Origin of the sequence: Oxynema aestuarii AP17 (genome assembly GCF_012295525.1) — a bacterium.
In the GTDB taxonomy this organism is placed as follows: domain Bacteria; phylum Cyanobacteriota; class Cyanobacteriia; order Cyanobacteriales; family Laspinemataceae; genus Oxynema; species Oxynema aestuarii.
On sequence record NZ_CP051167.1, the window covers coordinates 45,937 to 68,281 of the forward strand.

Consider the following 22,345-nt stretch of genomic DNA (forward strand, 5'->3'; position numbering starts at 1 on the left):
GAATTCTCCTGGGGAGACCCTTGACGATCGCCTTTCTCTTTCGTTTCTACTGCCTCCCCACACCCCCTAATTTCCCGGCATCTCGACTGCCTAAAGAACGCGCTTAACTTTCTAAGGCTAGGGATTTTGCCTCATATTTTTTCGCTTTCAAATGTCCGAGGCGATCGCCGTAATACATCAAGGGGATCGCGACCAACGTTAAAAACGAAGAGGTTAACATCCCGCAAAGTAAGGTCCAGGCCAACCCCGACCACACCGGGTCGCTCAAAATTGAAAGCGTTCCCAACATCGTCGTTACGCTCGTCAATAAAATCGGACGAAACCGAACGGCGCCTGCTTCGAGAATGGCCAATTTTAAATCGTTGCCTTCTTCTTTTAATTTCTCTCCCACAAACTCCAACAAAACGATCGCATTACGCACCACAATTCCCGCCAAAGCAATCACGCCGATCATCGCCGTCGCACTAAAATAAACGCCATTGAGCGAAAAACCGATTAAAATCCCGATTAACGCCAGGGGAATACTCCCTAAAATAATCAGGGGAATTTTAAAGCTGCCGAATTGACCGACCAAAATAAAATAAATCAACATCACCGCTACTAACATCGCCAACCCCAAATCGCGGAACACGTCTAGGGTCAGTTTCCATTCCCCGTCCCAGTTAATGGAATAGCCCTCGGGAAGGGGGTTTTTCCAAAAATAAATTAACTGGTCGATGACCGCGTAAACGCTGGAGCGATCGCCCATTTCTCCCATCACGTAGGCGACGGGACGCTGATCTTTATGGAAAATCGGTTCGTCCACGGTGGTCGGCGTAAACTGGACCAATTCCGTCAGGGGAACTAATTCTCCGGCGGCGGTGGGAATTTGGATGCGGGCCAAATCTTCGATCGCCTGACGGTGTTTTTCCGCAAAGCGCACTTGAATCGCTACGGGAGTGAGTTCGCCGGGAACTTTGAGGGTCGATACGTTGGCCCCGGCGATCGCCATATTCAACGTTTGGGCAATTTCCTGGGTCGTCAGTCCCGCCTGATTCACTTTTTGGCGATCGACGGCTAACTCCACTTGCGGCATCTGATTTTTAACGGAATCGTCGATATCGACCACTTCATCGGTTTCGGCGAACACCTCGCGCACGTCTTTCGCCAGCGATCGCAACGTCGGATAATCCGGTCCGTACAATTCGGCTAACATGGTCGATCGCACGGGCGGTCCGGGGGGATCTTCGACTAATTTAACAATCCCGTTATGATTGCGGGCAATTTCGCTCAACGGTTCGCGCAAGCGGAATACCACGTCTTCTGAGGTCTCTTTGCGCGCGTCCGAGTTAGTTAAATGCACCCGAATATCCGCATAATGTTCCCCGGTGCGATCGCTCGACCCGCGCAACAAGCCGTTAAAATCGACGGGGGATCCGATACCGACATAGGTCTCGAAGTTGGTGACGGCGGGGTCGTCTTGCAACACCGTTTCCATTTGGCGGACGACGCGATCGGTTTGCACCAGTTCGGTCCCCAAAGGCATGTCTACTTGAATCAAAAAGCGGTCTTTGTCGGCTTTCGGCAACATCCGAAACTGCACCGCCTGGGTTAAGGGCAAACTAAAGGTCGCTAAGAGAATGCCGACGATAAATAGGATAAAGAAACGGCGGCGGGTTGCCGAATCGAGCAAGGGTTCGATAAGGCGCCGATACCAGCGATAGGTTGCGGTTTCTTCCAACGGCGGCGGTTCGTGGTGATTCGCTTTTAATTTAATCCAGCGCAAGGCGAGAAACGGGGTCACGGTCAGGGCCATGAAGGTGCTGATCAGCATGGCGACCGGGAGGTTGAACGGCATCGGCGCCATGTACGGCCCCATCATCCCGGTGACGAAGCGCATGGGGATGAAGGCGAGGATCACGGTAATCGTGGAGAGGATGACCGGGGCGCCAAGTTCGCTGACGGCGGCGATCGCCTCTTCCATTTTTTCGTTGAAGTTCATCCCCGGACGCAGTTCGAAGCGGCGGTGGATGTTCTCGGTGACGGCGATCGCGTCGTCTACCAAGGTTCCGAGGACGAGAATCAAGGCAAACAGGGTAATTCGGTTGATCGTCTGTCCCGCGATCCAGCCGACGGCAAGGGTTCCGGCTAAGGTCAGGGGAATCACGAAGGCGACGATCGAGGCTTCGCGCCACCCGAGGAAGATCACCAGCAAGGCGACGACGATCGCGATCGCCTGAAACAAGCTGGTGTACAGGTCGCCGACGGCGCGCGCTGCGGTGCGTCCGTCGTTACGAGTCACGGCGATTTCGATGCCACTGGGTAAGTCGGCTTTTAATTCGTCGATCCGGTCGAAAATTTGTTTGGCGACGGTCACCGCGTTGGTGCCTTTTTTCTTGGCGATGCCGATCGTAATCGCGTTTTGTTCTGTAAAGGGTTCGGTCGGCTGCAAGTCGCGATCGGGGTAAGGGTTGGAGACGTCCCAATCTTCCCGGGTATGAATGCGCGAATAGGTGGTGCGATCGCCGAAATCATCGCTCACGACTGCTACGTCGCGCAGGTAGATCGGCGATCGGTTCTCGCCAAAGCCGACGATCGTTTCTTTGAGGTCGTCCGCCGACTCGAACAGGCTACCGCCTTCGACAAATAAGCGATTGTCTCCGATCGCCAGATCTCCGGCGGGAAGCTGCACGTTCTCCCCTTGCAAGCGTTGGGCGATCGCCGCCGGGGACAGGCGATAACTGGCGAGGCGATCGGGGTCTAAATCGACGCGAATCGTGCGCGGTTGTCCTCCCGCGATCGTCAAATTCGCCGTATTCGGAATACTGCGTAAATCCTCTAACAGCCGTTCCCCCACCCGTCGCAACTGATTGTCCGTGTAATCTTTCCCCGTCACCGTCAGGGTCACGATCGGTACGTCGTCGATAATCACGGGTTTGACTAAATACGTCGTCCCCGGCGGAAAGATATCTTGCCAGTTATATAAGTGATTTTGCAGTTTGAATAACGAATCTTCCCAGTCTTCCCCCACGAAAAACTGCACCGTCACCTTCGACCCGGAATTCTGCGATACTGAATAAATATGCTCGACCCCCGTGAGTTCCCGGATCTTCGCTTCTACGGGCGTCGTCAGCGTTTTCTCGACCACTTCAGCCGGGGCGCCGGGATAGCGCAAAAAGATATCTGCCGCCGGAACCACGATTTGTGGGTTTTCTTCCTTCGGCGTCAAAATCACCGCAGCCAGTCCGAAAATTACCACGGCTGCGATCGCCAGCACCGTGACCTGAGAATTGATAAAATACGCCGTGATTTGTCCGATAATTCCCCGTTTCGGTTCCGGTTCCGGGACGACAGCAGTATCTGAGTGAGGCGTAGACATGGCAATCCCTCGGCTAAATGGCAGTCTCGTTTAAAATATTAAACAACTATATAGTGATTAATTGTATTTGAGTTCTACCTTCCCGTCAATTAATTTTAGATTTTAGATTCTAGATTGAGCGGGTAATCCTGGGAGACGTCGCCAACTACCGGACGCCGGATCTCTGATTTTCCCTTCCCTTTCCCCAATACAATAAGATCGCCCTATGACTAAAGTAGCCAGAAATCAGCGAATTGATTCGCTTCACTCCATCCTCTCTCCTTTGTTCACCCAGGATTAACAGATGAGTCACCCAGCAAAAATTCTTGCTTTTGCGGGAAGCGCGCGAGAAGCTTCCTTCCATAAAAAATTGGTCACCATCGCCGCTACAGGAGCCAAAGAAGCAGGCGCCGAGGTTACCTATATCGACTTTCGCGATTTACCCCTGCCCCTGTACGACCAAGATTTAGAACAAGAACGAGGGTTACCGGAAAACGCACTCAAGCTCAAAGCGTTGATGAAAGAGCATCAAGGCTTTTTAATTGCGTCTCCAGAATACAACAGTTCGATTACGCCGTTGCTGAAAAATGCGATCGATTGGGCGTCTCGTTCCGAACCTGGGGAACCTCCTTTAGCCCTGACCTGTTTTAAAGGCAAAGTTGCCGTATTAATGAGTACCTCTCCCGGAGGATTGGGAGGATTGCGCGGACTGGTACACGTGCGATCGATTCTCAGCAATATCGGCGTTGTAGTTTTGCCGGAACAAAAAACCCTACCGAATGCTTACGACCTCTTCGACAACGAGGGGAATTTGAAAGATCCAGACCAACAAGAAGCGGTCAAAGAATTGGGACGTAAGTTAGCCACAGTTACGGCTAAGTTAAACGGCTAATTCTCGAAACCATAGGCGATCGTGTCGGCCAGAATCGACACGATCCTGACGATCTTAAAAAAATAAGCTGTTCGCCATATTTAGATGGTGAAAAAATTTCAGCATACAGGGAGAGCGAGTATCTTTCAGCTTCACTCAGGAACACTCGATCGCTCTCGGATACGCAATTTAAATGTTCGACAGCTTAATGGTAATCGTTAGTTGTTGACACCAATAAATTCACCTGAATAAATGAGGATAAATACAAACCATGCCTAAATATACAATCGATGAAGTGATTGAGATCGTCAAAAATCTCGAACCGGAGGAAAAAATAGCACTGAAAGCACGGTTGGAGCCGATTTTAGGGAGTGGAGGGATTCCGAATGCTTCCTTACAAGCGCAGACCCAGCAATCGCAATCTTTTGGGAATATTACCCTTGGCGATCGCAGCGAATTTGACAATATACAATTGTCGGGAGAAGGGGCGATCGATTTAGATAAAAGTCAAACCCAAATTCAGGCGACGGGTGAGGTAGGAGACTTGCAAGAAGCGCTGGCATTACTGAAAATGCTTAAAACGGAAGTCGATCGCGCCAGCGAGTTAAATAAGCTGCAAAAAACGATCGGTCAAGGCGCAATTTCTGTGGTCGAGCAGGAACTGAACCGACCGGAACCGGATAAAGATTTAATCGAGGAGGCGATCGCCGCCTTAGAAAAGGGATTGAAGGGAGTGGAACGTCTGATCGAACCGACAGTGAGGGTGGCGAAAATTGTCGGAACGGCTTTAATTTTGTAACGCGAACAAGAACGCTAAAACCGAACGAACGAGCCTCCTGTGAAGGGCAGGAGGCTGTTATTGACAATGAAGAGAAATTAGACCTTGGAGCGATCGGTTAAAATTTCGTAACCGTCTTCAGTGACCAACACCGTATGCTCGAATTGAGCGGAAAGGGAATTATCCACAGTTACGGCGGTCCATTTATCTTTTAAAATGCGGGTAAATTTCGATCCGGCATTGACAATCGGTTCGATCGCCAACGTCATTCCGGCGCGCAATTTAACGTTAGGCATTTCGCGGGTGCGGAAGTTAAAAACAGAAGGTTCTTCGTGTAGATTGCGACCGACCCCGTGTCCGGTGAAATCTTCGACGACGCTAAAGCCACCTGCTTTGACCCGATCTTCGATCGCCCCGGCAATATCGAGCAAGTAGTTTCCAGCTTTCACCTGTTCGATTCCGGCGTAAAGCGCTTCTTCGGCGACGCGAATCAAGTCGGCGGCGTCCGGGGTGACTTCTCCTACGGCGATCGTAATGCACGAGTCGCCGTGAAATCCTTGATAGTAAGCCCCCGTATCAACTTTGAGGACATCGCCCTCACAAATAACTTTTTTCTTATTAGGAATTCCGTGAACCACCTCATTATTAACACTCGAACAAATGGAGGCGGGAAATCCGTGATACCCCTTAAAGCTCGGCGTGGCGCCCATTTCGCGAATGCGCTTCTCTGCATGAGCGTCCAAGTCCGCCGTCGTCATCCCGGGTTCGACCATTTCAGAAATTTCTTTAAGAACGGTGGCGACAATTTTGGCCGATTGACGCATGATTTCGATTTCGCGTTTTGACTTGAGTTCGATCGTGCGTCGCTGTCTTTTCCGAGGTTGAGCGGACGGTTGGGGAAGCAGATTTCCTAAAATATTCATGGGCTGATTGCCTGGTGGAGGTATGGAGTATTTTTACAGAGTTAAGTGTCGGCCACGCTCGTAGGGGAGTGCGGCATCTGGAGGACAGTGCGATCGCGCGTCCGTGCACGGATCGAACCCCGGTGCAACTCAGCCAGAGGTGGCGGGGTTGACAATGGCAACTGCATCGAAGTTGAATCCTTTGACTAACTTAACAGATTTGCTTGCACTTACCCACCCCGACCGAGGCATGAACGGCGCCCGTTCGTACTTCGGAAAGCATCGCTGTTATTGCGGTGGGGGCGTGACAATCATCAGCCAAAACTCGACGATCGCCCGGACGCAATTAAAAAATTTATCTAAATCCGAAGGCTTAGTAATATAGCAATTCGCATGGAGAGAATAACTTTTAATTACGTCTACTTCCGCCGTTGAAGTCGTAAAAACAACGATGGGAATTAGTTGAAGTTGAGAATCTTGCTTGACAATAGAAAGCAATTCCCGACCGTCCATTTTCGGAAGATTGAGATCCAGCAAGATCAAATCCGGGCGAGGAGATCGGACATGGTTGTTTTTACAATAAAGGAAGTCTAAAGCTTCCTCGCCATTTTTAACGATATGAACTTGAGGTTGGAAGTGACTTTCTTCTAAAGCTTCAAGAATTAAATCTTGATGGCTGAGTTGATCCTCAACTAAGAGAATATTTTTGGTTACATCTATAGGTGTCATGTTGGTGTTGGTCTAGAGCAGTCGGAACTGCGAACGATTGAATTTTTGCGAATCTCCTGGAGAGCCGACCTATCCAGTGTTAACCCTACAATTTCGGACACCAAAGTGGTGAAATAAGTTCACCATAAAATGAATTAATTGAATTAATTGACGCTACTTGACATCGGCCTTCTGTGAAAAACGTGGTTGGAATTGACTTCAAAGATCGATTTGATGGCGATTTGTGGCGTTTCACTCAGCGCTGTGAGGATCGCACCTAAACTCGCCAAGGCAAGGGATTAAAATGCGGTGAGTGGTCAGTCCGCGTCAGGTCATCGATGAGTGTGGGTTTCATCCCTCCCTCGGTTCGGATACGGGAGCAGATCGAGATCGTCTTGTGGGGGAAAAACGATTTGAATCTGAATGGAGTCTGTCAGTGATTCCGGCGAGCTTCAGTTGACGGGTCGGGCGCATCAAACTGAAAGCGAAAATGGACCGAAATCGAGGAGCTGCAACCCTAGGCAGGCATCTATGCAATGTCGGCGATCGCGCGATCGCATTTCTATTTCTAGTGTAGAACTCCCGTCCCCGAGTCAGGTGCGATTTCGGTCACATTTTCAGAAGCCAAACTAAAAGATGTCGCCAATTTGTTCCAGTTTCAATCAACCTCAAAAGCTGCTTTTTCAAAGGGGACTGCTTTGGGAGAATTCCAGTTAACCCAAAGAACTCACTCATCGAATCCAGGGCGATCGCCCATTTTTCCCAAAGCGAACCATTAGGATTGAGCTTGGCAATCTGGGGAAGTTCCCTTTGACAAAGCCATTCAAACAAACATTAGTTAAAACAAGGTAAAGATTCCCTGCTTCCTTGCGGGATCGCCAATGGCGATCGCCAAACATGAGGTCAAAGCCATCGTCCCTCCGCAAGGGAGAGGGATTTTTACCCGTTTAAGCCTGTTGGCTATCACTAGTAATGGTAATCGTGCCGACCATTCCCGCTTCCGCATGTCCGGGAATCGTACAACGCAAGCTGTAAGTTCCCGGTTTCATGGGTACGAAAATCCATTCGGCTTCAGCGCCGGGTTTGAGTTCCAATTCGTGAATGGCACCTTTGACTTCGACTTTGCCCGCTTCAACTTTTTGAGTCCAAATCGAATCGGCAAAGTCTTTGGCGGTAAAGTAATGTTTTTGAGGACTGGGATTGTTTAAAACCAGTTTGTAACGCTTTCCGGCAACGAATTGGAACTGGTCGGGGAAAAATTTGAGTGCGTCGCTGCCATTGCCTAAGCTGACTCGAACTTCCGTGGAAGGTTGGCGGGCAATTAAGCGATCGCCTCCGGACAATTTCGAGGCTTGCACCGGGGCAGCCCCGAGAATTAGCCCGACACAGACGACGATCGCCGCGATCGCGCCGAATGGCCGGATTTGAGTTAAAAAGGCTGAAACCGAGCGATCGAAAAACGAGTTGAGCAATTGCACGAATGTCATAGCAATACGATAGACTCGTCTAGGGTGTTCTCCAAAACTCTATCATTTCAAGTGAGAATTTCTTGGGTAGTGCCTTAGCGATCCCCGTGGGGAGTCGGCGATTGATGGTGGGGCGGATGTCCGGGCAGGTGGCCGCCATTCGGGGCGCCCGGGAGGCTAGTCGGATGCAGCCGCATGAGTAAGGCACTTTGTGGCGGCGGGCTGACCCAGCCCAAGCGGTGCATTCCCATCCAGAGGGTCAAAACACCCAAAATCGCCATGACGCCCGCCATGTAGCGTTCCAAACGGGGGACTTTTAAGCGTTGGATCAGCAGTCCGAAGCCGACCATTGCGGGGAGGGTGGCCAAACCGAACAGGAACATCCCGATGGTGGCGATCGCGATCGGTTGGGTCATCGCCAGACTGAGGGCGATCGCCGTCAACCCGCAAGGAATGAAGCCTAACAGGGTGCCTAATGGATAGGTTCGATACCAGCGATCGCTGGCGTACAGGCGCCCGAGGCTGGTTTGATAAAGCCGCCAATTTTGAATCGCAGGTAATTTAATTCGCAACAGGCGCAACTGTCCCAACGCCAGGTAAATCATCACGACCCCAGCTAAAACGAGCAAACTGGCTCGCAACCCCAGCCAACCTTGCAAGACTTGTCCGAAACTGCTGACAATAAATCCCATCAAGGCGTAAGTCGTCGATCGCCCCAACCCGTAAAGCACGTGGGAATACCACCGATTGCGACCGGGACGGGTGTAGCTCATCACGAACGGGCCACACATTCCTATGCAGTGACCGCTTCCCACGAAACCGAGAACGGCAAATAAATACAAACTCAGCATGAAGGTAATCGAGGGTAGAGTTTGAAAAAACTATCCTCGATGGTACCGGGTTGTGGGTGGAAAAAAAGCGATCGCCGCAACTCAGCCTTGCATCGGGCCGATCGAGCGGATAAATTCGAGGGGGAGTCCGTCGGAATCGGCGATAAACGTGACTTCGTAAACGCGATCGCCGATAACTTGCTGAGTCGGTTCGAGCAGGACTTTCAGGGGGGAGTCCGTGCGATCGTCCGCCGTGGCGGGGCGATCGAAACGCGCTTTTAACTCCTCCAACCACTGCTCTAAATCTTCGGTGGTTTCGGTCAAATCAAAGGAGAGATGGTAATACCCGGTGTAATGCTCGTCTCCAAACGCATCCGGCGCCGATCGCGGTTGGGGGACTTGGATTAACTCGATCCGACCCCCCAACCCTTCCATCCAACACGCCAGGGTCATTCCTGTAGTAAAGCGATCGCAAACTTCAAAACCCAGTTTTTCGTAAAAGGCGATCGCGCCGTGAATATCTGCCGTGCGGATGGAAGCGTGATGCATAGAATTGTAGATTTTAGATTGTAGATTTTAGATTGTAGATTTTAGAAATGAAGTAATTCATGGTTTCGATCCCAGTCCCCACTTCCTTTCGCTTCTTTCCTCCTCCCTTTTTCTAACTCCTTCCCCCTTCATTCAAATAATCGAAAATAAGGATAACGAATCGGAACCCCCGGTTCCTTTTCGAGATCGAAATTAATCACTTCCCAACGGGGTTCCTCTTTGGGATCGGGACTGAATTCGACCGGAAGACCGTAAAGGCGGGGGAGAGGCGAGTCATTCGATTGCCCTCTCCACGGCGTGCTACGCTCCAAATACGCCCCGATTAAAGGCTCGTAGCGTTGGGCGATCACCACTCGGGTCGCGCGGTAGCCTTGGGTATAGAGTCGATCCAGTGCTTCGTGAATTTCAAAACGGATGCCGTCGGGATGGGTGTGCTGGCGATACCATTCGTTATTCCAACGGCGCCAATGACGCCCGGATTGCAGGTGTATGAGCTCCCCAGTTTCGGGGTTCGCTTCAAATGCACCGTGTCGAGAACAGAGATAGGTATCGGTTAAGGTCAGCGCCGAAATGGTTTGACGACAATGGGGACACTGAATCTCAGGGCCGAAAATAGGATATTGCGAGGCGATATCAATCATGTGCCAATCGGTGCCAACATGTTTGGACTCTGCCGGAGATTGATTTTATTTTGACACTCCCTTACCTAAAGGTGAAGGGATTCTTCTGTTGTTCAACCTTCGACGATTCGACTTGCTCAGATAGGATTACTCCAGCCACAGTAGCGGTCAAATCTCCAGAAGCGTTCGGGTTTACAACCCAAGTTCCGCAATGCCCTTACGTAGTCAAGGCTCTTTCAGAATATTGATTGCAGCATTCCAACCCCTATCCATTTCACATCCACAAGAGCAAACGTGGGTGCGCGTGGATAGGGGTTTTTGCACTTTTGTAGCGCAACTGGAGCATTGTTGGGACGTCAAAGCAGGGTCAACAGCAATTGTTACCTTGCCAAGCTTCTGCCCGAAATACTCCAACCCCTTTCTGGATCGATCCCAAGGAGCATCATTAATCGACTTGGCCAGACAGTAGTTTCTAACTAAACTCTTAACCTTCAAATTTTCATAGGCGACCAAATCGTTAGATTGGATTACGCAACGCGCCAGTCTCTTGGCGTGTTCTTGACGTTGGCTACTTATTTTGAAGTGTGTCCGTCCAAGGCAGTTAATCGCTTTGTTTCGATTCGAGCAGCCTTTCTGTTCGCGAGAAACGCGACGTTGATTTAAGTTCAACCGTTGCTCTCTTTCACGGCAAAAACGAGCATTAGGTTTGCTGTGACCGTTAGAGTCTGTATACAACTCTTTCAGTGTTCTATCTAAACCAATTGCTTTTCCTGTCCGTTGAGAATTAAGTTTGACCTCAATATCAATACAAAACTTTTTACCAGGAATCCCTTTTTTACAATTCTCGGAAAATCGAGCGATCGCCGCCCATGCACGTTCGGCAGCAGATTGCCTATCTTGAGAGTTTAACTTTTGAGCGAAAGGATATTCTTGAGCGAATACCCGACAATGTTTGTTGAGTTTGTACTTATTAACCCCTTTGTTGTCCATCCAGTAACGCAAGCATTTATTCCGAACAAACTGTGTTGTCCGTATGGCCTCGTCAATCGCTTGGCATTGCCAAGGTTTTCCTCGAATTTTAAACTCTAAAACGTGCATGGTGTTCTAGGTATTATGCTGTATATTATAGCATAAAGTCACCCTGTAAGGGCGAGGTCTTAAACCCAGTTTTCAACGATAACTAGGTTAATTCGGCTGTTGCAGTTCATTCTAATAGACCAGGGAACTCTCGTGAGCGATCTCAACCAATCGATTTCATCGGCCCCCGGTAATTTTTGGGCGCCTCCCGATCTGTCCCGTGCCGCATTTGTGGCGCCGAATGCAACGGTGGTGGGGGTGGTGGAAGTGGGCGAAGGGGCGAGTATTTGGTATTCGGCGGTGTTGCGTGGGGATGTAGATAAAATCGCGATCGGCGATCGCACGAATATTCAAGATGGGGCGGTCCTGCACGGGGATCCCGGCGAACCGACAATTTTAGAAGCGGATGTCACCGTCGGTCATCGCGCGGTGATTCACAGTGCCTATATCGAGCGCGGTTGTACGATCGGCATGGGGGCGATCGTCCTCAATCGAGTCCGGGTGGGGCGTGGCAGTATTGTGGGGGCGGGGGCGATCGTCACCAAGGACGTACCGCCATTTTCTCTGGTGGTCGGCGTTCCCGCGAAGCGAGTTCGCGAGGTCTCGCAGGAGGAAGCGAACGAGTTAATCGAACACGCACGCAAGTATGAGAAGTTGGCATTAGTTCACGCGGGGAAGGGAACGGATTTGGGATTTTAGATTTTAGAGTTTAGATGGGGAGGAGGGAGGCGGGTTGGATGAGTGTCCCACCGTGGTGGGAGGAATTGTGAACTTTACCTTTTTGCCTACTCCCCTTTCTCATGCAAAATCCTCGCCAAATTGCCTTCTTAGCCCTTCGCGATCTCGATCGCCGGGGGACGTTTGCCGATGTGACCCTCGATCGCGCCTTGAAAAAGGTCTCCGGGACGGGCGATCGCGCCTTGTTGCCCCTCGATCGCCGTTTGGCGACTGAATTGGTCTACGGCTGCATTCGACGGCGGCGATCGCTCGATGCGGCGATCGACCAGTTTGCGAAAAAACCTGCGGATCGCCAACCGCCGGATTTACGGTGGATCCTGCATCTGGGCCTTTACCAACTGCGCTATCTCGACGATATCCCGGCTTCGGCGGCGGTGGATACGACGGTGGAGTTGGCGAAAACGAATGGGTTGAAAGGGTTGGCGGGTTTTGTCAATGGCTTGTTACGTCAGTACCTGCGGGCGGCGCAGGCGGCAGCCTCCGGGGATCCCCTACACCTGCCCGAGGAGCCGATCGCCCGGCTGGCAGTGGCTCACAGTTACCCCGATTGGATCGTAGCGAATTGGGTGGAACGGTTGGGGGTGGAGGAAGCGGAACAATTGGCGCAATGGTTCAATCGATCGCCGAGTATCGATCTGCGAGTCAATCCCCTACGCACGGCGATCGCCACGGTAGAATCGGCCTTTCAAGGGGCGGGGATCGAAGTGATGCGGGTTCCCCACGTACCGCAAGCCTTGCGCCTCAAAAGTGGGGCGGGGGCGATCGCCAATTTGCCCGGATTTAACGAGGGCTGGTGGACCGTTCAAGATAGCAGCGCCCAATTGACCAGTTATTTACTCGACCCGCAGCCCGGAGAACTGATTATCGATGCCTGTGCGGCTCCCGGGGGGAAAACTACTCATATTGCCGAGTTGATGGGCGATCGCGGTACGATTTACGCTTGCGATAAAACGCCCTCTCGGCTGAAAAAAGTGAAAGAAAATAGCGATCGCCTCGGCTTGCACGCGATCGAAGTGTTAGCCGGAGACAGTCGCGAATTCGCTCAATTCGACCGTCGGGCCGATCGCGTCTTACTCGATGCCCCCTGTTCCGGATTGGGAACCCTGCACCGTCGCGCCGATGCCCGTTGGCGCCAAACCCCCGACAATCTCGTACAGTTAGCCCAACTGCAAGGGGAACTGTTAGCCAAAACGGCTCAATGGGTGAAACCCGGTGGAGTGCTGGTTTACGCGACTTGCACCTTGCACCCCCTGGAAAATGAAAAACCGATACGCGACTTTTTAGCGACTCATCCGGACTGGGCGATCGAAGTCCCTCCCGCGAGCAACCCGGCGGCACACTTCGTCACGTCCGCAGGTTGGCTCGAAGTCTGGCCCCATCGTTACGATCTCGACGGTTTTTTCATGGTGCGACTTCGGAAAGCCCCAGATGCATCGGAGTAAATTCTCAAGGGGAAAGCGGGCGAGATGCCCGCTCTACGGACAATTTACCTTTTGCCTGCCAACTCCCTTACGAGTTATCACCTTCATCCTTATCCACTTTTGGAATAAACCCGGGACGGTCTTTTCCTTCCCAACCGGGGGGACGTTTGGAGTTGTACCAGGCGATCGAACCGATCGCCACGGCGGCAATAAAGCCGACGACGTAAACGGCAGTAAACGGGAGAAAATCGCCGGATGAAGCGGCTGCGAATGGCATCAAAATGTTCATAAAATCGTCGATTGCGACGCAAACCCCAGGGCGGGCAATGACTGCCTTCTGGGTGGTAGCCGCACCTCCTAATCGCAAAATGTTTAAGCGGTTCGAGCATCTGTCGGCGTGGCTCCAAGTCAGTCTCGCGCCCTCACCAAACGGAGAGCAACAGACCCACAACGATCGCCACGCTCTAGAGCCGCACGAGGCTGACTCAAAAACAGAAGCTCCTCTTTACCTAGGATACTTCTTTAGTAGTTGGAATAAGTATATCCATCGGTAGATTCTTGCTGCGCTCGGGCATTATCGGGGGTGGTATCCCCGTAAATGACGCTGTTGGGTTGGACGGGTTGGGCTTTAATCGTCGGTTGGCGATCGTACAAATTCTCCGGCAGTTCGGGGAATTCTTCCACGGGCATTTCCTCGACCGCTTCTTTCATAAACTGCCGCCAAGTGAACGCTGCGGTCGAACTGCTGCCCCAGGTCGGATAGCTGTCGTCATTGCCGAGCCAAACCCCGGTGACCATTTGAGGAATATAGCCGATAAACCACAGGTCGCGGGCTTCGTCCGAGGTTCCGGTTTTTCCGGCGACGGGACGGTCTACAAGTTGGGCGGCGGCTCCAGTTCCGTACTGCACCACGGGTTCGAGCATCCAATCCATAATGGCGGCAGTTTCGGGATCGACGGCTTGTTGCGGTTGGTGTTTGGCTTCGTAAAGCACTTGACCTCGGCGGTCGATGACGCGGGTAATGCCGTGGGGTTCGACATGTTTGCCTTTGGCGGCTAAGGTTCCGTAAGCGCTGGTCAGTTCGAGTAAGTTGACTTCGTTGCCGCCGAGAGCGAGGGAGTAAACCGGTTTGAGTTCGGATTTAATCCCCATTTTGTGGGCGAGTTCGATGGTCGGCTCGAATCCTACATCCATGAGGACTTTGACGGCGACGACGTTAATCGAACTGGTGAGGGCGTCGCGCATGGAGATCCAGCCGCGATAGGTGCCGCCGAAGTTGCGGGGTTTGTAGCCGTCTACGGTAAAGTTGGCGTCTTCGTAGCCGTCGGTGGGGCTTAATCCGGAGGCGATCGCGGCGGTATAGACAAAGCCTTTGAAGGTAGAACCGGGTTGCCGTTGGGCTTGGGTGACGCGGTTGAATTCGCTGTCTTCGTAATCGTAACCGCCGACCATGGCTTTAATTTGGCCGTTGCGCGGGTCGATCGCCACCAAGGCGGCTTGATCGAATCCCTGGCTGGCTCCGTCGATTTCTACGGCTTCTCTGACGGCAGTTTGAGCGATTTTCTGCCATTTGAGATTGAGGGTAGTTTCGACGGTCAATCCTCCCATTTCCAGAATTTCCGGGGAGAGCTGTTTGGGTAACTGTTTCTGAATGTAGGAAGCAAAATACGGCGCTTCGACTTGCAGGCGTTTGGGGACGCTGGCTTTGACTTTGAGGGGGTCTCGGCTGGCGCGTTCGGCTTCGGCGGGGTCGAGGCTGCCGACTTCGACCATGCGTTTTAACACTAAATCGCGTCGCTCTCCGGCGAGTTGCGGGTTGACGAGCGGGGAATACACGCTCGGTGCGGGGGGCAGTCCGGCGATCGTTGCCATTTCGGACAGGGTCAGTTCGCTCACTTTTTTACTGAAATAGACCCAGGCGGCATCGGCGACGCCGTAAGCGCCCGATCCCAAATACACAATATTGAGATAGCGCTCTAAAATCTGCTCCTTGTTCATTTTCTGCTCGATCTTGCGCGCGAGCAGGGCTTCGCGCAATTTGCGAGCCATGGTGCGCTCTTGGGTCAGGAAGACGACCCGGGCCAGTTGCTGGGTGATCGTGCTGCCGCCTTGGACGAGTTCTCTGGCGAGGAGGTTGGAGACGACGGCGCGAAAAATGCCTTGGTAGTCCACGCCGTCATGTTCGTAAAAGCGACTGTCTTCGGAGGCGATAAAGGCGTCGATCAGGGGTTGGGGGATGTCTTCGATTTCGAGTTTGTCCCGGGTCGCCGGACCGCTTTGTTGCAAAATGGTGCCGTCGGCGGCTTGAATGGCGATCGTTCCGTCGCGCACGAAGGTAAAAATTTCGGCGACATCGGGCAGGTTGCGGTTGAGATACCACAGGGCGATCGCCCCGCTTCCGGTTCCGGTGGCGACGGTGACGACTCCCACGCCGACCCAAAAACGGGGTCTTCGATACAGGGGCGGTCCTTGAGGGGGTTTCCACGCCTGTTTGAGGCGCGCGAGCCACTGTCGAGCGGGATTTCCCGGTTTATCTGAGTTTTTATCGGAATTGGTCTCGGGAGCGTCGGCACTCGCTTCGTCCCGATCGCTCGGTTCGAGGGAATCGGTCGGTTCGGAGGGGCTGGATTGACCCTCGGCTGTCGCGGGCGGCGTGTCTCTAAGATCGACTGAAACGCTAGATTCAGCAGATTCGCTCATAATTGGTTCGGGTTCGGCTGCGGTTGGATCGGCGGTTGGATCTTTTGATGCTTCGGGCGATCGGGTTCGAGTGAATTTTGCTGAAAACTCTTTCATCCTAGAGAAAAACTTAGCCACGTCAACTCCTCACACGCCAACCACGAGCAAACCCGTTATTGGGTTTTATTTTAGAACCTCGTTTGGAGATTTGCATTTTTCAATCTCGCCAATTTTAAATACCAAGCCGGAACGGCTAAGTTCCGGCAAGGGTAAAATTTAAAAAAGTTATCAGTCGCTATCGAGAATCGAAGGGCGATCGCCCCTACACGGCGTGTCCGATCGCCAAGGCGGTGACGAGCATTCCAATCACGAGGAATGGTTGGGCGCTGGCTTGATATTTAACGTCATTTTCGAGGGGATCGCGCAAGAAATACATATCCTGGAAAGTAATTTGAGGAATGACCAACAAGATCAAAATCGCGGCGTACAAATTCTGATGAATGCTCATCAAATATCCGGCGATCGCAAACTGGAACAGGTCGATCGTCAGTACGCAAATCCACGCGGCTGTAGTCACCCCAAACATCACCGGGAGGGATTTTAAGCCCAGTTGTTCGTCTCCTTCCACACTTTTGAAGTCGTTGACGATCGCAATCCCCAATCCGGCCATACTGTAAACCAGGGTGACGACAATGATGGTGGTATTGAGTTCCCCGAACAATGCTTGTCCGGCCCACCAGGGTAAGGCGATGTAACTCGAACCCAAAGCATAATTCCCCAACCAGCCGTTTTTCTTGAGTTTGAGCGGCGGCGCGGAGTAAATGTAGGACAGGAACGACCCGCCAATGGCTAAGGCGGTAATCGTGGGAAATTCGTGACCCGCCCACAAGTCTAAGGCATAGGCGACGCCGATCCCGCCGAGGAGAAGGACCCAAATTTGGGTGACGACTTGGGGAACGGAAATGGCGCCGGAGGGAATCGGACGGTAAGGTTCGTTGATGGCGTCGAGGTCGCGATCGTAAAAATCGTTGATCGTTTGGGTGTACCCCGCCAGCAACGGTCCGGACATCAGCATACAAGCGGCGGCGATTAACAGGTGTTCGAGTTTCCACTCGTAGTTCCCGGAGGCGGCGGCCCCGCAGACGACCCCCCAAATCAAAGGGATCCAGGTGATCGGTTTCATCAACTGCAGGCGGATTTTCCAGATCGAGGTTTCGCGGACGTCGGCCCCTTTCATTCCCAACATTTGCCGGGTTTTGGCACTGCGATTTTCTTCCGGTTTCCCGGGGGGTCGGGTGTTGTCCGTCGGTTGCGCTTTGTCTGGGGCTGTATCGATCGGGTTTGACTCGGGTGCGGGCGGGTTAGACATATCAGGCAATTAGAATCTTGGGTAACTTGGCACTGGATCTCAATGATTTTATCGAAAACGAAAATTCTGCGCGAACAAGAGACGACAATTTGCAAGTTGAGCGATGGCGCGATCGCGGGGCGGGTCGTGCCATCGCCCGTCCCTTTTTAGGGAGAGTTGTGTAAAATATATATATGTTACACTTAAAGATAAAATATTGACTTTACTAAATAAGTGTAAATAAATGTAAGAAGTTTGAGGGAGTCACGATCGCCCCAGCGCGTCAATCACCCGAAGCACCGGGCGATCGCGCAGTTACCTCGATTGGCGATCGCTCTAAAACGATCCGATCGCGCAAATCTCCTCTCAAACTGGCAACTTTTGACTGTTTTCGCCGCCAAAAGCCCATAAATGCCGGGATCGCGCTCTTGCCAAGTCAAGAGAGTCTTCCTACAATGAACTCATTAATTGAAAATTATTATCAACTACTATCCGTCAAAAGGTAACGGTTTATTTCATTGCTTTATAGCTGTAGAAGACGCGAAGACGGGATCTTAATTGCTAAAAATTGTTATTTTTTAGGCTTTAAACGATTTTTATTGTCAAATAGTGATAGGGTAATAAATCAAGAGTTTTTCCCCTACAAGTAATGAGAATAACTCCGAATTAATAGAGAGGTCAGGGAAATGAAACAGCCGTATCGATCGCGAACCCATCGGTCTGAAAACCACCTCAAAAGAGGATTTACCTTCCTCGGAGGTCGTTGCGATCGCGAAGCGTCTCCCCCGGAGAATCGCCCCCATTGGCACGCCGAAGATGGTCAATCCTCAGAAAACGCCATATTTCCCCTATCTTGCGCGCAAATGGGCGATCGCCTGTGGGTAGCTGCCGTAGGGTCGGGGCGAGGGCACCACGGCTTGCGAGTTGGCGACGAAGTGCACGTAGTCAGCTTGACCCCAAGCGGTTCGGCGGCGATCGAAGTCAACGGTCAATACCTCGGTTTGGGGTGCAATCAGGCGCGATCGATCGCGGTTTCGCGCCATCCCATCCTGGAAATCGATAATACATTTCCTTCCCAGCACTTGCACGACCTCAAAATCGGGGCAACCGGGCGCGTTCTCAGCTACGACTGTCCGCGCCGGGGCTACCGCAAACGACTGCTGGCCATGGGATTGACCCCCGGAACCGAATTCACCGTCACCCGTCACGCCCCCCTCGGCGATCCCGTCGAAATCTACGTGAGAGGATTTAGCCTCAGTTTGCGAAAAGATGAAGCGCGCGCCTTACTGGTCGAACTCGTGCGCTGAGTTGTATAGTTTGTTCGATTGTCCTGTAGAAAGATCGGCGATCGCCCGAACTCGACCGGGGGCGATCGCCCTTAGCCCCCTTCCCCGCCTATGAACTCCACCATCACCGCCCGCGCCACGATCGCCACCATCGGTAACCCCAACTGCGGCAAAACCACCCTCTTCAACGCCCTGACCGGATCCAACCAAATCACCGGAAACTGGCCTGGGGTCACCGTCGATCGCGTCGAAGGCACCTACAACCACGACGGACAAACCGTCACCATCATCGATTTACCGGGGGTCTACTCCCTCGACGCCGAAGACCAAGACACCGGACTTGACGAACGCATCGCCCGCGATTACCTCCTCTCCGGCGCCGTCGATTTAGTCGCCAACGTCATCGACGCCTCCAACTTAGAACGCAACCTCTACCTGACCACCCAATTAATTGAAATGCGGTTGCCCGTCGTCGTCATTTTAAACATGGTAGACGTGGCGCGAGAACGGGGATTCGACATCGATCTCGATCGCCTTTGCCAACACCTGGGCTGTCCCGTGGTGGCGGTGGTCGCCTCCAAAAGCCAGGGATTGAGCGAGTTAAGGGCGGCGATCGATCGCGGATTGCGCGATCGCCCGATCCCGTCCACCTTCGTCGCCTATCCCGCCGTCGTCGAAGACGCGATCGCCGATCTGATGCCCTACTTAGACAATCCGGCCCGGGTCGTCGATCCGCGCTGGACCGCCCTGCGCCTGTTAGAATACGACGATATTGGCGTTCCCACCTTGCAGCGACGGGAACTCGATCGCGTCTTAGCCCACTGGAAACGACGAGTCGGCGACGTACTCGGCGACGACCTCGATATCGCGATCGCCGACGCCCGTTATACCTTCATCCGCCACCTCAGCGAACAAGTGGTGGCGCGATCGCGCGAAGTCAGCCTCAACCTCACCCAGCGTATCGATCGCATCGTCCTCGATCGCTGGTTGGGCATCCCTCTGTTTTTCGCCGTCATGTATCTGATGTTCCTGTTCGCGATCGACTTCGGCAACGTCTTTATCGACTTTTTCGATATCCTCACCGGAACGATCTTCGTAGACGGCTTCGGACGGTTGTTAACCACCGTGGGAATCCCCGATTGGTTGGTCGTCTTGCTGGCGAACGGCGCGGGGGGCGGGCTGCAAACCGTTTCCACCTTCATCCCGGTCATCGCCTGTACCTTCCTCTTTCTCGCCTTTCTCGAAGACTCCGGCTACATGGCCCGCGCCGCCTTCGTCATGGACCGCCTGATGCGCTTTATCGGCTTACCCGGGAAATCCTTCGTCCCCATGCTAGTCGGTTTTGGCTGCAACGTCCCCGCCATTTTAGCCACCCGGACCTTAGAAAGTCCGCGCGATCGGCTGATGACAATTTTAATGAATCCTTTCATGTCCTGCGGCGCAAGGCTTCCCGTTTACGCCCTCTTCGCCGCCGCCTTCTTCCCCGTCGGCGGTCAGAATATCGTTTTCGCCTTATATCTCGTCGGAATCGGGGCGGCGATCTGCACCGGACTGATTCTCAAACATACAATCTTGCGCGGCGATATTTCTCCCTTCGTCATGGAACTCCCCCCCTATCACCTCCCGACGTTACGGGGGATCTTGTGGCGGACGTGGGACCGCCTGCGCGAGTTTATCGTTCGCGCCGGAAAAGTTATTGTTTTAATGGTGATGGTTCTCGGATTACTCAATAACGTCAGTTGGGACGGATCCTTGGGCAACTCCCAAACCTCGGTGTTGAGTAGTGTCAGCCGCAGCGTCACCCCGGTCTTCGCGCCGATGGGGATTCGCCAAGAGAATTATCCCGCCACCGTGGGCGTTTTCACGGGAGTTTTCGCCAAAGAGGCGATCGTCGGTTCTCTCGATTCCCTTTACGGACAACTGGCCCGGGAAGACATTCCCCCCGAACCCGATACCCCCTTTGAATTCTGGGGCAGTATCCGCGATGCCTTCGCCTCTATCCCCGCCAATCTCGCCAATTTAGGCAACCAACTACTCGATCCTTTGGGAGTCGGTGTCGGCGATCTGGAAAACACCGAAATTGCCGCCGAAAGTCAGGGGGTCGCCTCGCAAACTTTCGGCCAAATGGTCAACCGCTTCGACGGCAAAATCGGGGCGTTTGCTTATCTCTTATTTGTCTTATTGTATTTTCCCTGTTTGGCTGCCACCGCCGCGATTTACCGCGAAACCGGGACGCGATGGACCGTATTCGCCGGGGTGTGGACGACCGGGTTGGCGTATTGGGTGGCGACGGTGTTTTATCAGGCTGCAACGTTTGCACGCCATCCGGCATTCTCCACGGTTTGGATCTTCGGCGCCATTGCCCTATTGGCGGGGACGATCTTGGGAATGCGCCGGATGGGACGAGTGATTTAGGAGGAAGGGTGATGATTCTTCGCGATTTGCAAGTCTATCTCGCCGAACGACATACGGCGTCTCTAGCAGAACTGTCTACTCATTTTCACGTGGAAGCCGCCGCCTTAGAACCGATGTTGAAAAAGTTGGTGCGTAAGGGTCGGGTTCGCCAACTGCCGCCTCCCAAACCCTGCGGCGAATGCACTCAGTGCGATCGCACTGTATTTGAAGTTTACCAGTGGGTTTGATTAGCACGAACTGGGGCGACATTGTTCGCCTATCCAGTTTAAATAGGGTTCAAATCCGGCGATAATCGGAATCGCAATAATTTCGGGGACTTCGTAATTGTGAAGTTCCCGAACTTTGGCTTCTAAGCGATCGAAGTGGGTTAAATCGGTTTTAACGATCAATTGCCATTCTCGATCTTCGTTGACTTCTCCTTTCCAGGTATAAATGGACTCGATCGCACTGATGCTGACACAGGCGGCGAGGTTCGCATCGACTAAGCCTCGGGCGATGGTTTTGGCGTCTCGTTCGGAGGGGGCGGTGACTAGGACGATGCCGTAGCGATCGGTTGTTTCAATCATTGGGGGTCTCCGGTTTGCACGTCGGTGGGGGAGTTCGGATCGCGGTTGCAGGGACGATCGCCTCCTCTGGAAACCCCATCATACTATGCCAGACGCGCCAGTACGGGGCGATCGCCGCTTGTTGCGCTCTCTTGTTCGGTGAGTGCGTCGGCGGTTCGGGGGGGCGCGATCGCCAGGGTTGAAAATCACATAATTTAAGTGTATTTTGAAGCATATTTGTTTTATATTCAAGTTGTTTGAAAAACAAACTCGTTCAAAAATAACACAAAGTATTTCATTGACCCCCGAGTGGAGAGGAATAGACCTTCCCGGTTTCTGAGATCGGTTCTTAGGGAGTGGGTGAGTCTGCGAGGGAAATTTTGGAGAAGGGAGTTTGAAAACGAACCGCCGTTGAATCGTGGGGCGTGCGATCGCCGATTCGGACTTGTGAAATTAATTTGAGGGAGACCCTGGGGGGAAAGGGAGGGGGAAAGTCCTTGCTGGGTCTGCAATTGCGCGTGAGGGGTGGAATCTCAGTTTTTATTTTTGCCGTTACGGGTAGAATTTAGAGAGAATGGCCCTGTTGTCGAGGCAGGGTCGAGGCGATTGTCCGATCGGATCTGAGCGATCGCGGTGCGGTTGACCGAGAGGAATTTGCAAGGGAAACGTGGGGGAAAAGACGGGGAAATCGGGGAGCCGTCTGAGGGGAAAAGGGCGCCGGATCGGGTCGGGGGAAGCGCAGGAATTTATCTTAAATACCCAAGCGTTAAGGAGG

Annotated in this window: 18 protein-coding genes and 2 pseudogenes; 7 read left to right on the forward strand and 13 right to left on the reverse strand. The window is 52.7% G+C overall.

Going from position 1 to position 22,345, the window contains the following annotated elements; all coding sequences use genetic code 11:
* Window positions 1–103: 103 nt before the first annotated feature.
* Window positions 104–3,358, reverse strand: a complete 3,255-nt coding sequence (locus HCG48_RS00200; RefSeq protein WP_168567359.1) for an efflux RND transporter permease subunit — start codon at window positions 3,356–3,358, stop codon at window positions 104–106.
* Window positions 3,359–3,641: 283 nt separating this feature from the next.
* Here HCG48_RS00200 and HCG48_RS00205 point away from each other — a divergent pair, with 283 nt between their 5' ends.
* On the forward strand, window positions 3,642–4,229 hold the full coding sequence (locus tag HCG48_RS00205) for an NADPH-dependent FMN reductase (RefSeq protein WP_168567360.1): 588 nt from the start codon (window positions 3,642–3,644) through the stop codon (window positions 4,227–4,229).
* A 250-nt stretch (window positions 4,230–4,479) separates the two neighbouring features.
* Complete coding sequence (locus HCG48_RS00210; RefSeq protein ID WP_168567361.1) at window positions 4,480–5,007, forward strand: hypothetical protein; 528 nt, start codon at window positions 4,480–4,482, stop codon at window positions 5,005–5,007.
* Between the two features lie 77 nt (window positions 5,008–5,084).
* Here HCG48_RS00210 and map read toward each other — a convergent pair whose 3' ends face one another.
* From map to HCG48_RS00245, 7 genes and pseudogenes are all read right to left on the reverse strand, one after another.
* Window positions 5,085–5,909: a type I methionyl aminopeptidase gene (map, locus tag HCG48_RS00215; RefSeq protein ID WP_168567362.1), complete on the reverse strand. Its 825-nt coding sequence runs from the start codon at window positions 5,907–5,909 to the stop codon at window positions 5,085–5,087.
* Between the two features lie 267 nt (window positions 5,910–6,176).
* Window positions 6,177–6,617 (reverse strand): response regulator, encoded by a 441-nt coding sequence (locus HCG48_RS00220; protein WP_168567363.1) that lies wholly within the window; start codon window positions 6,615–6,617, stop codon window positions 6,177–6,179.
* A gap of 926 nt (window positions 6,618–7,543) precedes the next feature.
* The gene (locus HCG48_RS00225; RefSeq protein WP_168567364.1) at window positions 7,544–8,083 is read right to left on the reverse strand and encodes a plastocyanin/azurin family copper-binding protein; all 540 of its coding nucleotides are present in this window, start codon (window positions 8,081–8,083) and stop codon (window positions 7,544–7,546) included.
* Window positions 8,084–8,157: 74 nt separating this feature from the next.
* On the reverse strand, window positions 8,158–8,913 hold the full coding sequence (locus tag HCG48_RS00230) for a sulfite exporter TauE/SafE family protein (protein ID WP_168567365.1): 756 nt from the start codon (window positions 8,911–8,913) through the stop codon (window positions 8,158–8,160).
* Window positions 8,914–8,994: 81 nt separating this feature from the next.
* Window positions 8,995–9,441: a VOC family protein gene (locus tag HCG48_RS00235; RefSeq protein WP_168567366.1), complete on the reverse strand. Its 447-nt coding sequence runs from the start codon at window positions 9,439–9,441 to the stop codon at window positions 8,995–8,997.
* Window positions 9,442–9,569: 128 nt separating this feature from the next.
* A complete protein-coding gene (locus tag HCG48_RS00240) occupies window positions 9,570–10,082 on the reverse strand; it encodes a TIGR02652 family protein (protein ID WP_168567367.1) in 513 nt (170 codons plus the stop codon).
* A 61-nt stretch (window positions 10,083–10,143) separates the two neighbouring features.
* Window positions 10,144–11,159, reverse strand: a pseudogene (locus tag HCG48_RS00245) (RNA-guided endonuclease InsQ/TnpB family protein).
* A 132-nt stretch (window positions 11,160–11,291) separates the two neighbouring features.
* Between HCG48_RS00245 and HCG48_RS00250 the strand changes: the two are divergent.
* Together HCG48_RS00250 and HCG48_RS00255 are read left to right on the forward strand one after the other, a co-directional pair.
* On the forward strand, window positions 11,292–11,837 hold the full coding sequence (locus HCG48_RS00250) for a gamma carbonic anhydrase family protein (RefSeq protein WP_168567368.1): 546 nt from the start codon (window positions 11,292–11,294) through the stop codon (window positions 11,835–11,837).
* A 101-nt stretch (window positions 11,838–11,938) separates the two neighbouring features.
* Window positions 11,939–13,318, forward strand: a complete 1,380-nt coding sequence (locus tag HCG48_RS00255) for a 16S rRNA (cytosine(967)-C(5))-methyltransferase (protein ID WP_168567369.1) — start codon at window positions 11,939–11,941, stop codon at window positions 13,316–13,318.
* A gap of 67 nt (window positions 13,319–13,385) precedes the next feature.
* On the opposite strand, the gene psb35 is transcribed toward HCG48_RS00255, so the two are convergent.
* The 3 genes and pseudogenes from psb35 to chlG form a co-directional block, all read right to left on the reverse strand.
* Complete coding sequence (gene psb35, locus HCG48_RS00260; RefSeq protein WP_370583830.1) at window positions 13,386–13,574, reverse strand: photosystem II assembly protein Psb35; 189 nt, start codon at window positions 13,572–13,574, stop codon at window positions 13,386–13,388.
* A gap of 245 nt (window positions 13,575–13,819) precedes the next feature.
* Window positions 13,820–15,667: pseudogene (locus HCG48_RS00265) on the reverse strand (transglycosylase domain-containing protein); the annotation flags it as partial.
* A gap of 631 nt (window positions 15,668–16,298) precedes the next feature.
* Window positions 16,299–17,345, reverse strand: coding sequence for a chlorophyll synthase ChlG (gene chlG, locus HCG48_RS00270; protein ID WP_168567372.1), 1,047 nt, complete (start codon window positions 17,343–17,345; stop codon window positions 16,299–16,301).
* A 665-nt stretch (window positions 17,346–18,010) separates the two neighbouring features.
* On the opposite strand from chlG, the gene HCG48_RS00275 reads away from it, so the two are divergent.
* The 3 genes from HCG48_RS00275 to HCG48_RS00285 all read left to right on the forward strand — a co-directional run bounded on the left by HCG48_RS00275 (window position 18,011) and on the right by HCG48_RS00285 (window position 21,252).
* Complete coding sequence (locus HCG48_RS00275) at window positions 18,011–18,631, forward strand: FeoA family protein (RefSeq protein ID WP_168567373.1); 621 nt, start codon at window positions 18,011–18,013, stop codon at window positions 18,629–18,631.
* Between the two features lie 90 nt (window positions 18,632–18,721).
* On the forward strand, window positions 18,722–21,025 hold the full coding sequence (feoB, locus tag HCG48_RS00280; RefSeq protein WP_168567374.1) for a Fe(2+) transporter permease subunit FeoB: 2,304 nt from the start codon (window positions 18,722–18,724) through the stop codon (window positions 21,023–21,025).
* 11 nt (window positions 21,026–21,036) lie between these two features.
* Window positions 21,037–21,252: a FeoC-like transcriptional regulator gene (locus HCG48_RS00285; protein WP_168567375.1), complete on the forward strand. Its 216-nt coding sequence runs from the start codon at window positions 21,037–21,039 to the stop codon at window positions 21,250–21,252.
* On the opposite strand, the gene cutA is transcribed toward HCG48_RS00285, so the two are convergent.
* Both cutA and HCG48_RS00295 read right to left on the reverse strand, forming a co-directional pair.
* The gene (gene cutA, locus HCG48_RS00290; protein WP_168567376.1) at window positions 21,253–21,591 is read right to left on the reverse strand and encodes a divalent-cation tolerance protein CutA; all 339 of its coding nucleotides are present in this window, start codon (window positions 21,589–21,591) and stop codon (window positions 21,253–21,255) included.
* The gene (locus HCG48_RS00295; protein WP_168567377.1) at window positions 21,584–21,805 is read right to left on the reverse strand and encodes a hypothetical protein; all 222 of its coding nucleotides are present in this window, start codon (window positions 21,803–21,805) and stop codon (window positions 21,584–21,586) included. Before HCG48_RS00295 ends, cutA begins: the two co-directional genes overlap by 8 nt.
* Between the last annotated feature and the right edge of the window lie 540 nt (window positions 21,806–22,345).

Coding starts and splice junctions, on each gene's coding strand:
- HCG48_RS00275 (WP_168567373.1), top strand. CDS start 18,011: ATGAAACAGCCGTATCGATCGCGAACCCATCGGTCTGAAAACCACCTC.
- HCG48_RS00220 (WP_168567363.1), bottom strand. CDS start 6,617: ATGACACCTATAGATGTAACCAAAAATATTCTCTTAGTTGAGGATCAA.
- chlG (WP_168567372.1), bottom strand. CDS start 17,345: ATGTCTAACCCGCCCGCACCCGAGTCAAACCCGATCGATACAGCCCCA.
- HCG48_RS00285 (WP_168567375.1), top strand. CDS start 21,037: ATGATTCTTCGCGATTTGCAAGTCTATCTCGCCGAACGACATACGGCG.
- psb35 (WP_370583830.1), bottom strand. CDS start 13,574: ATGCCATTCGCAGCCGCTTCATCCGGCGATTTTCTCCCGTTTACTGCC.
- HCG48_RS00225 (WP_168567364.1), bottom strand. CDS start 8,083: ATGACATTCGTGCAATTGCTCAACTCGTTTTTCGATCGCTCGGTTTCA.
- HCG48_RS00210 (WP_168567361.1), top strand. CDS start 4,480: ATGCCTAAATATACAATCGATGAAGTGATTGAGATCGTCAAAAATCTC.
- cutA (WP_168567376.1), bottom strand. CDS start 21,591: ATGATTGAAACAACCGATCGCTACGGCATCGTCCTAGTCACCGCCCCC.
- HCG48_RS00200 (WP_168567359.1), bottom strand. CDS start 3,358: ATGTCTACGCCTCACTCAGATACTGCTGTCGTCCCGGAACCGGAACCG.
- HCG48_RS00255 (WP_168567369.1), top strand. CDS start 11,939: ATGCAAAATCCTCGCCAAATTGCCTTCTTAGCCCTTCGCGATCTCGAT.
- HCG48_RS00205 (WP_168567360.1), top strand. CDS start 3,642: ATGAGTCACCCAGCAAAAATTCTTGCTTTTGCGGGAAGCGCGCGAGAA.
- HCG48_RS00295 (WP_168567377.1), bottom strand. CDS start 21,805: ATGCTTCAAAATACACTTAAATTATGTGATTTTCAACCCTGGCGATCG.
- HCG48_RS00240 (WP_168567367.1), bottom strand. CDS start 10,082: ATGATTGATATCGCCTCGCAATATCCTATTTTCGGCCCTGAGATTCAG.
- feoB (WP_168567374.1), top strand. CDS start 18,722: ATGAACTCCACCATCACCGCCCGCGCCACGATCGCCACCATCGGTAAC.
- map (WP_168567362.1), bottom strand. CDS start 5,909: ATGAATATTTTAGGAAATCTGCTTCCCCAACCGTCCGCTCAACCTCGG.
- HCG48_RS00235 (WP_168567366.1), bottom strand. CDS start 9,441: ATGCATCACGCTTCCATCCGCACGGCAGATATTCACGGCGCGATCGCC.
- HCG48_RS00230 (WP_168567365.1), bottom strand. CDS start 8,913: ATGCTGAGTTTGTATTTATTTGCCGTTCTCGGTTTCGTGGGAAGCGGT.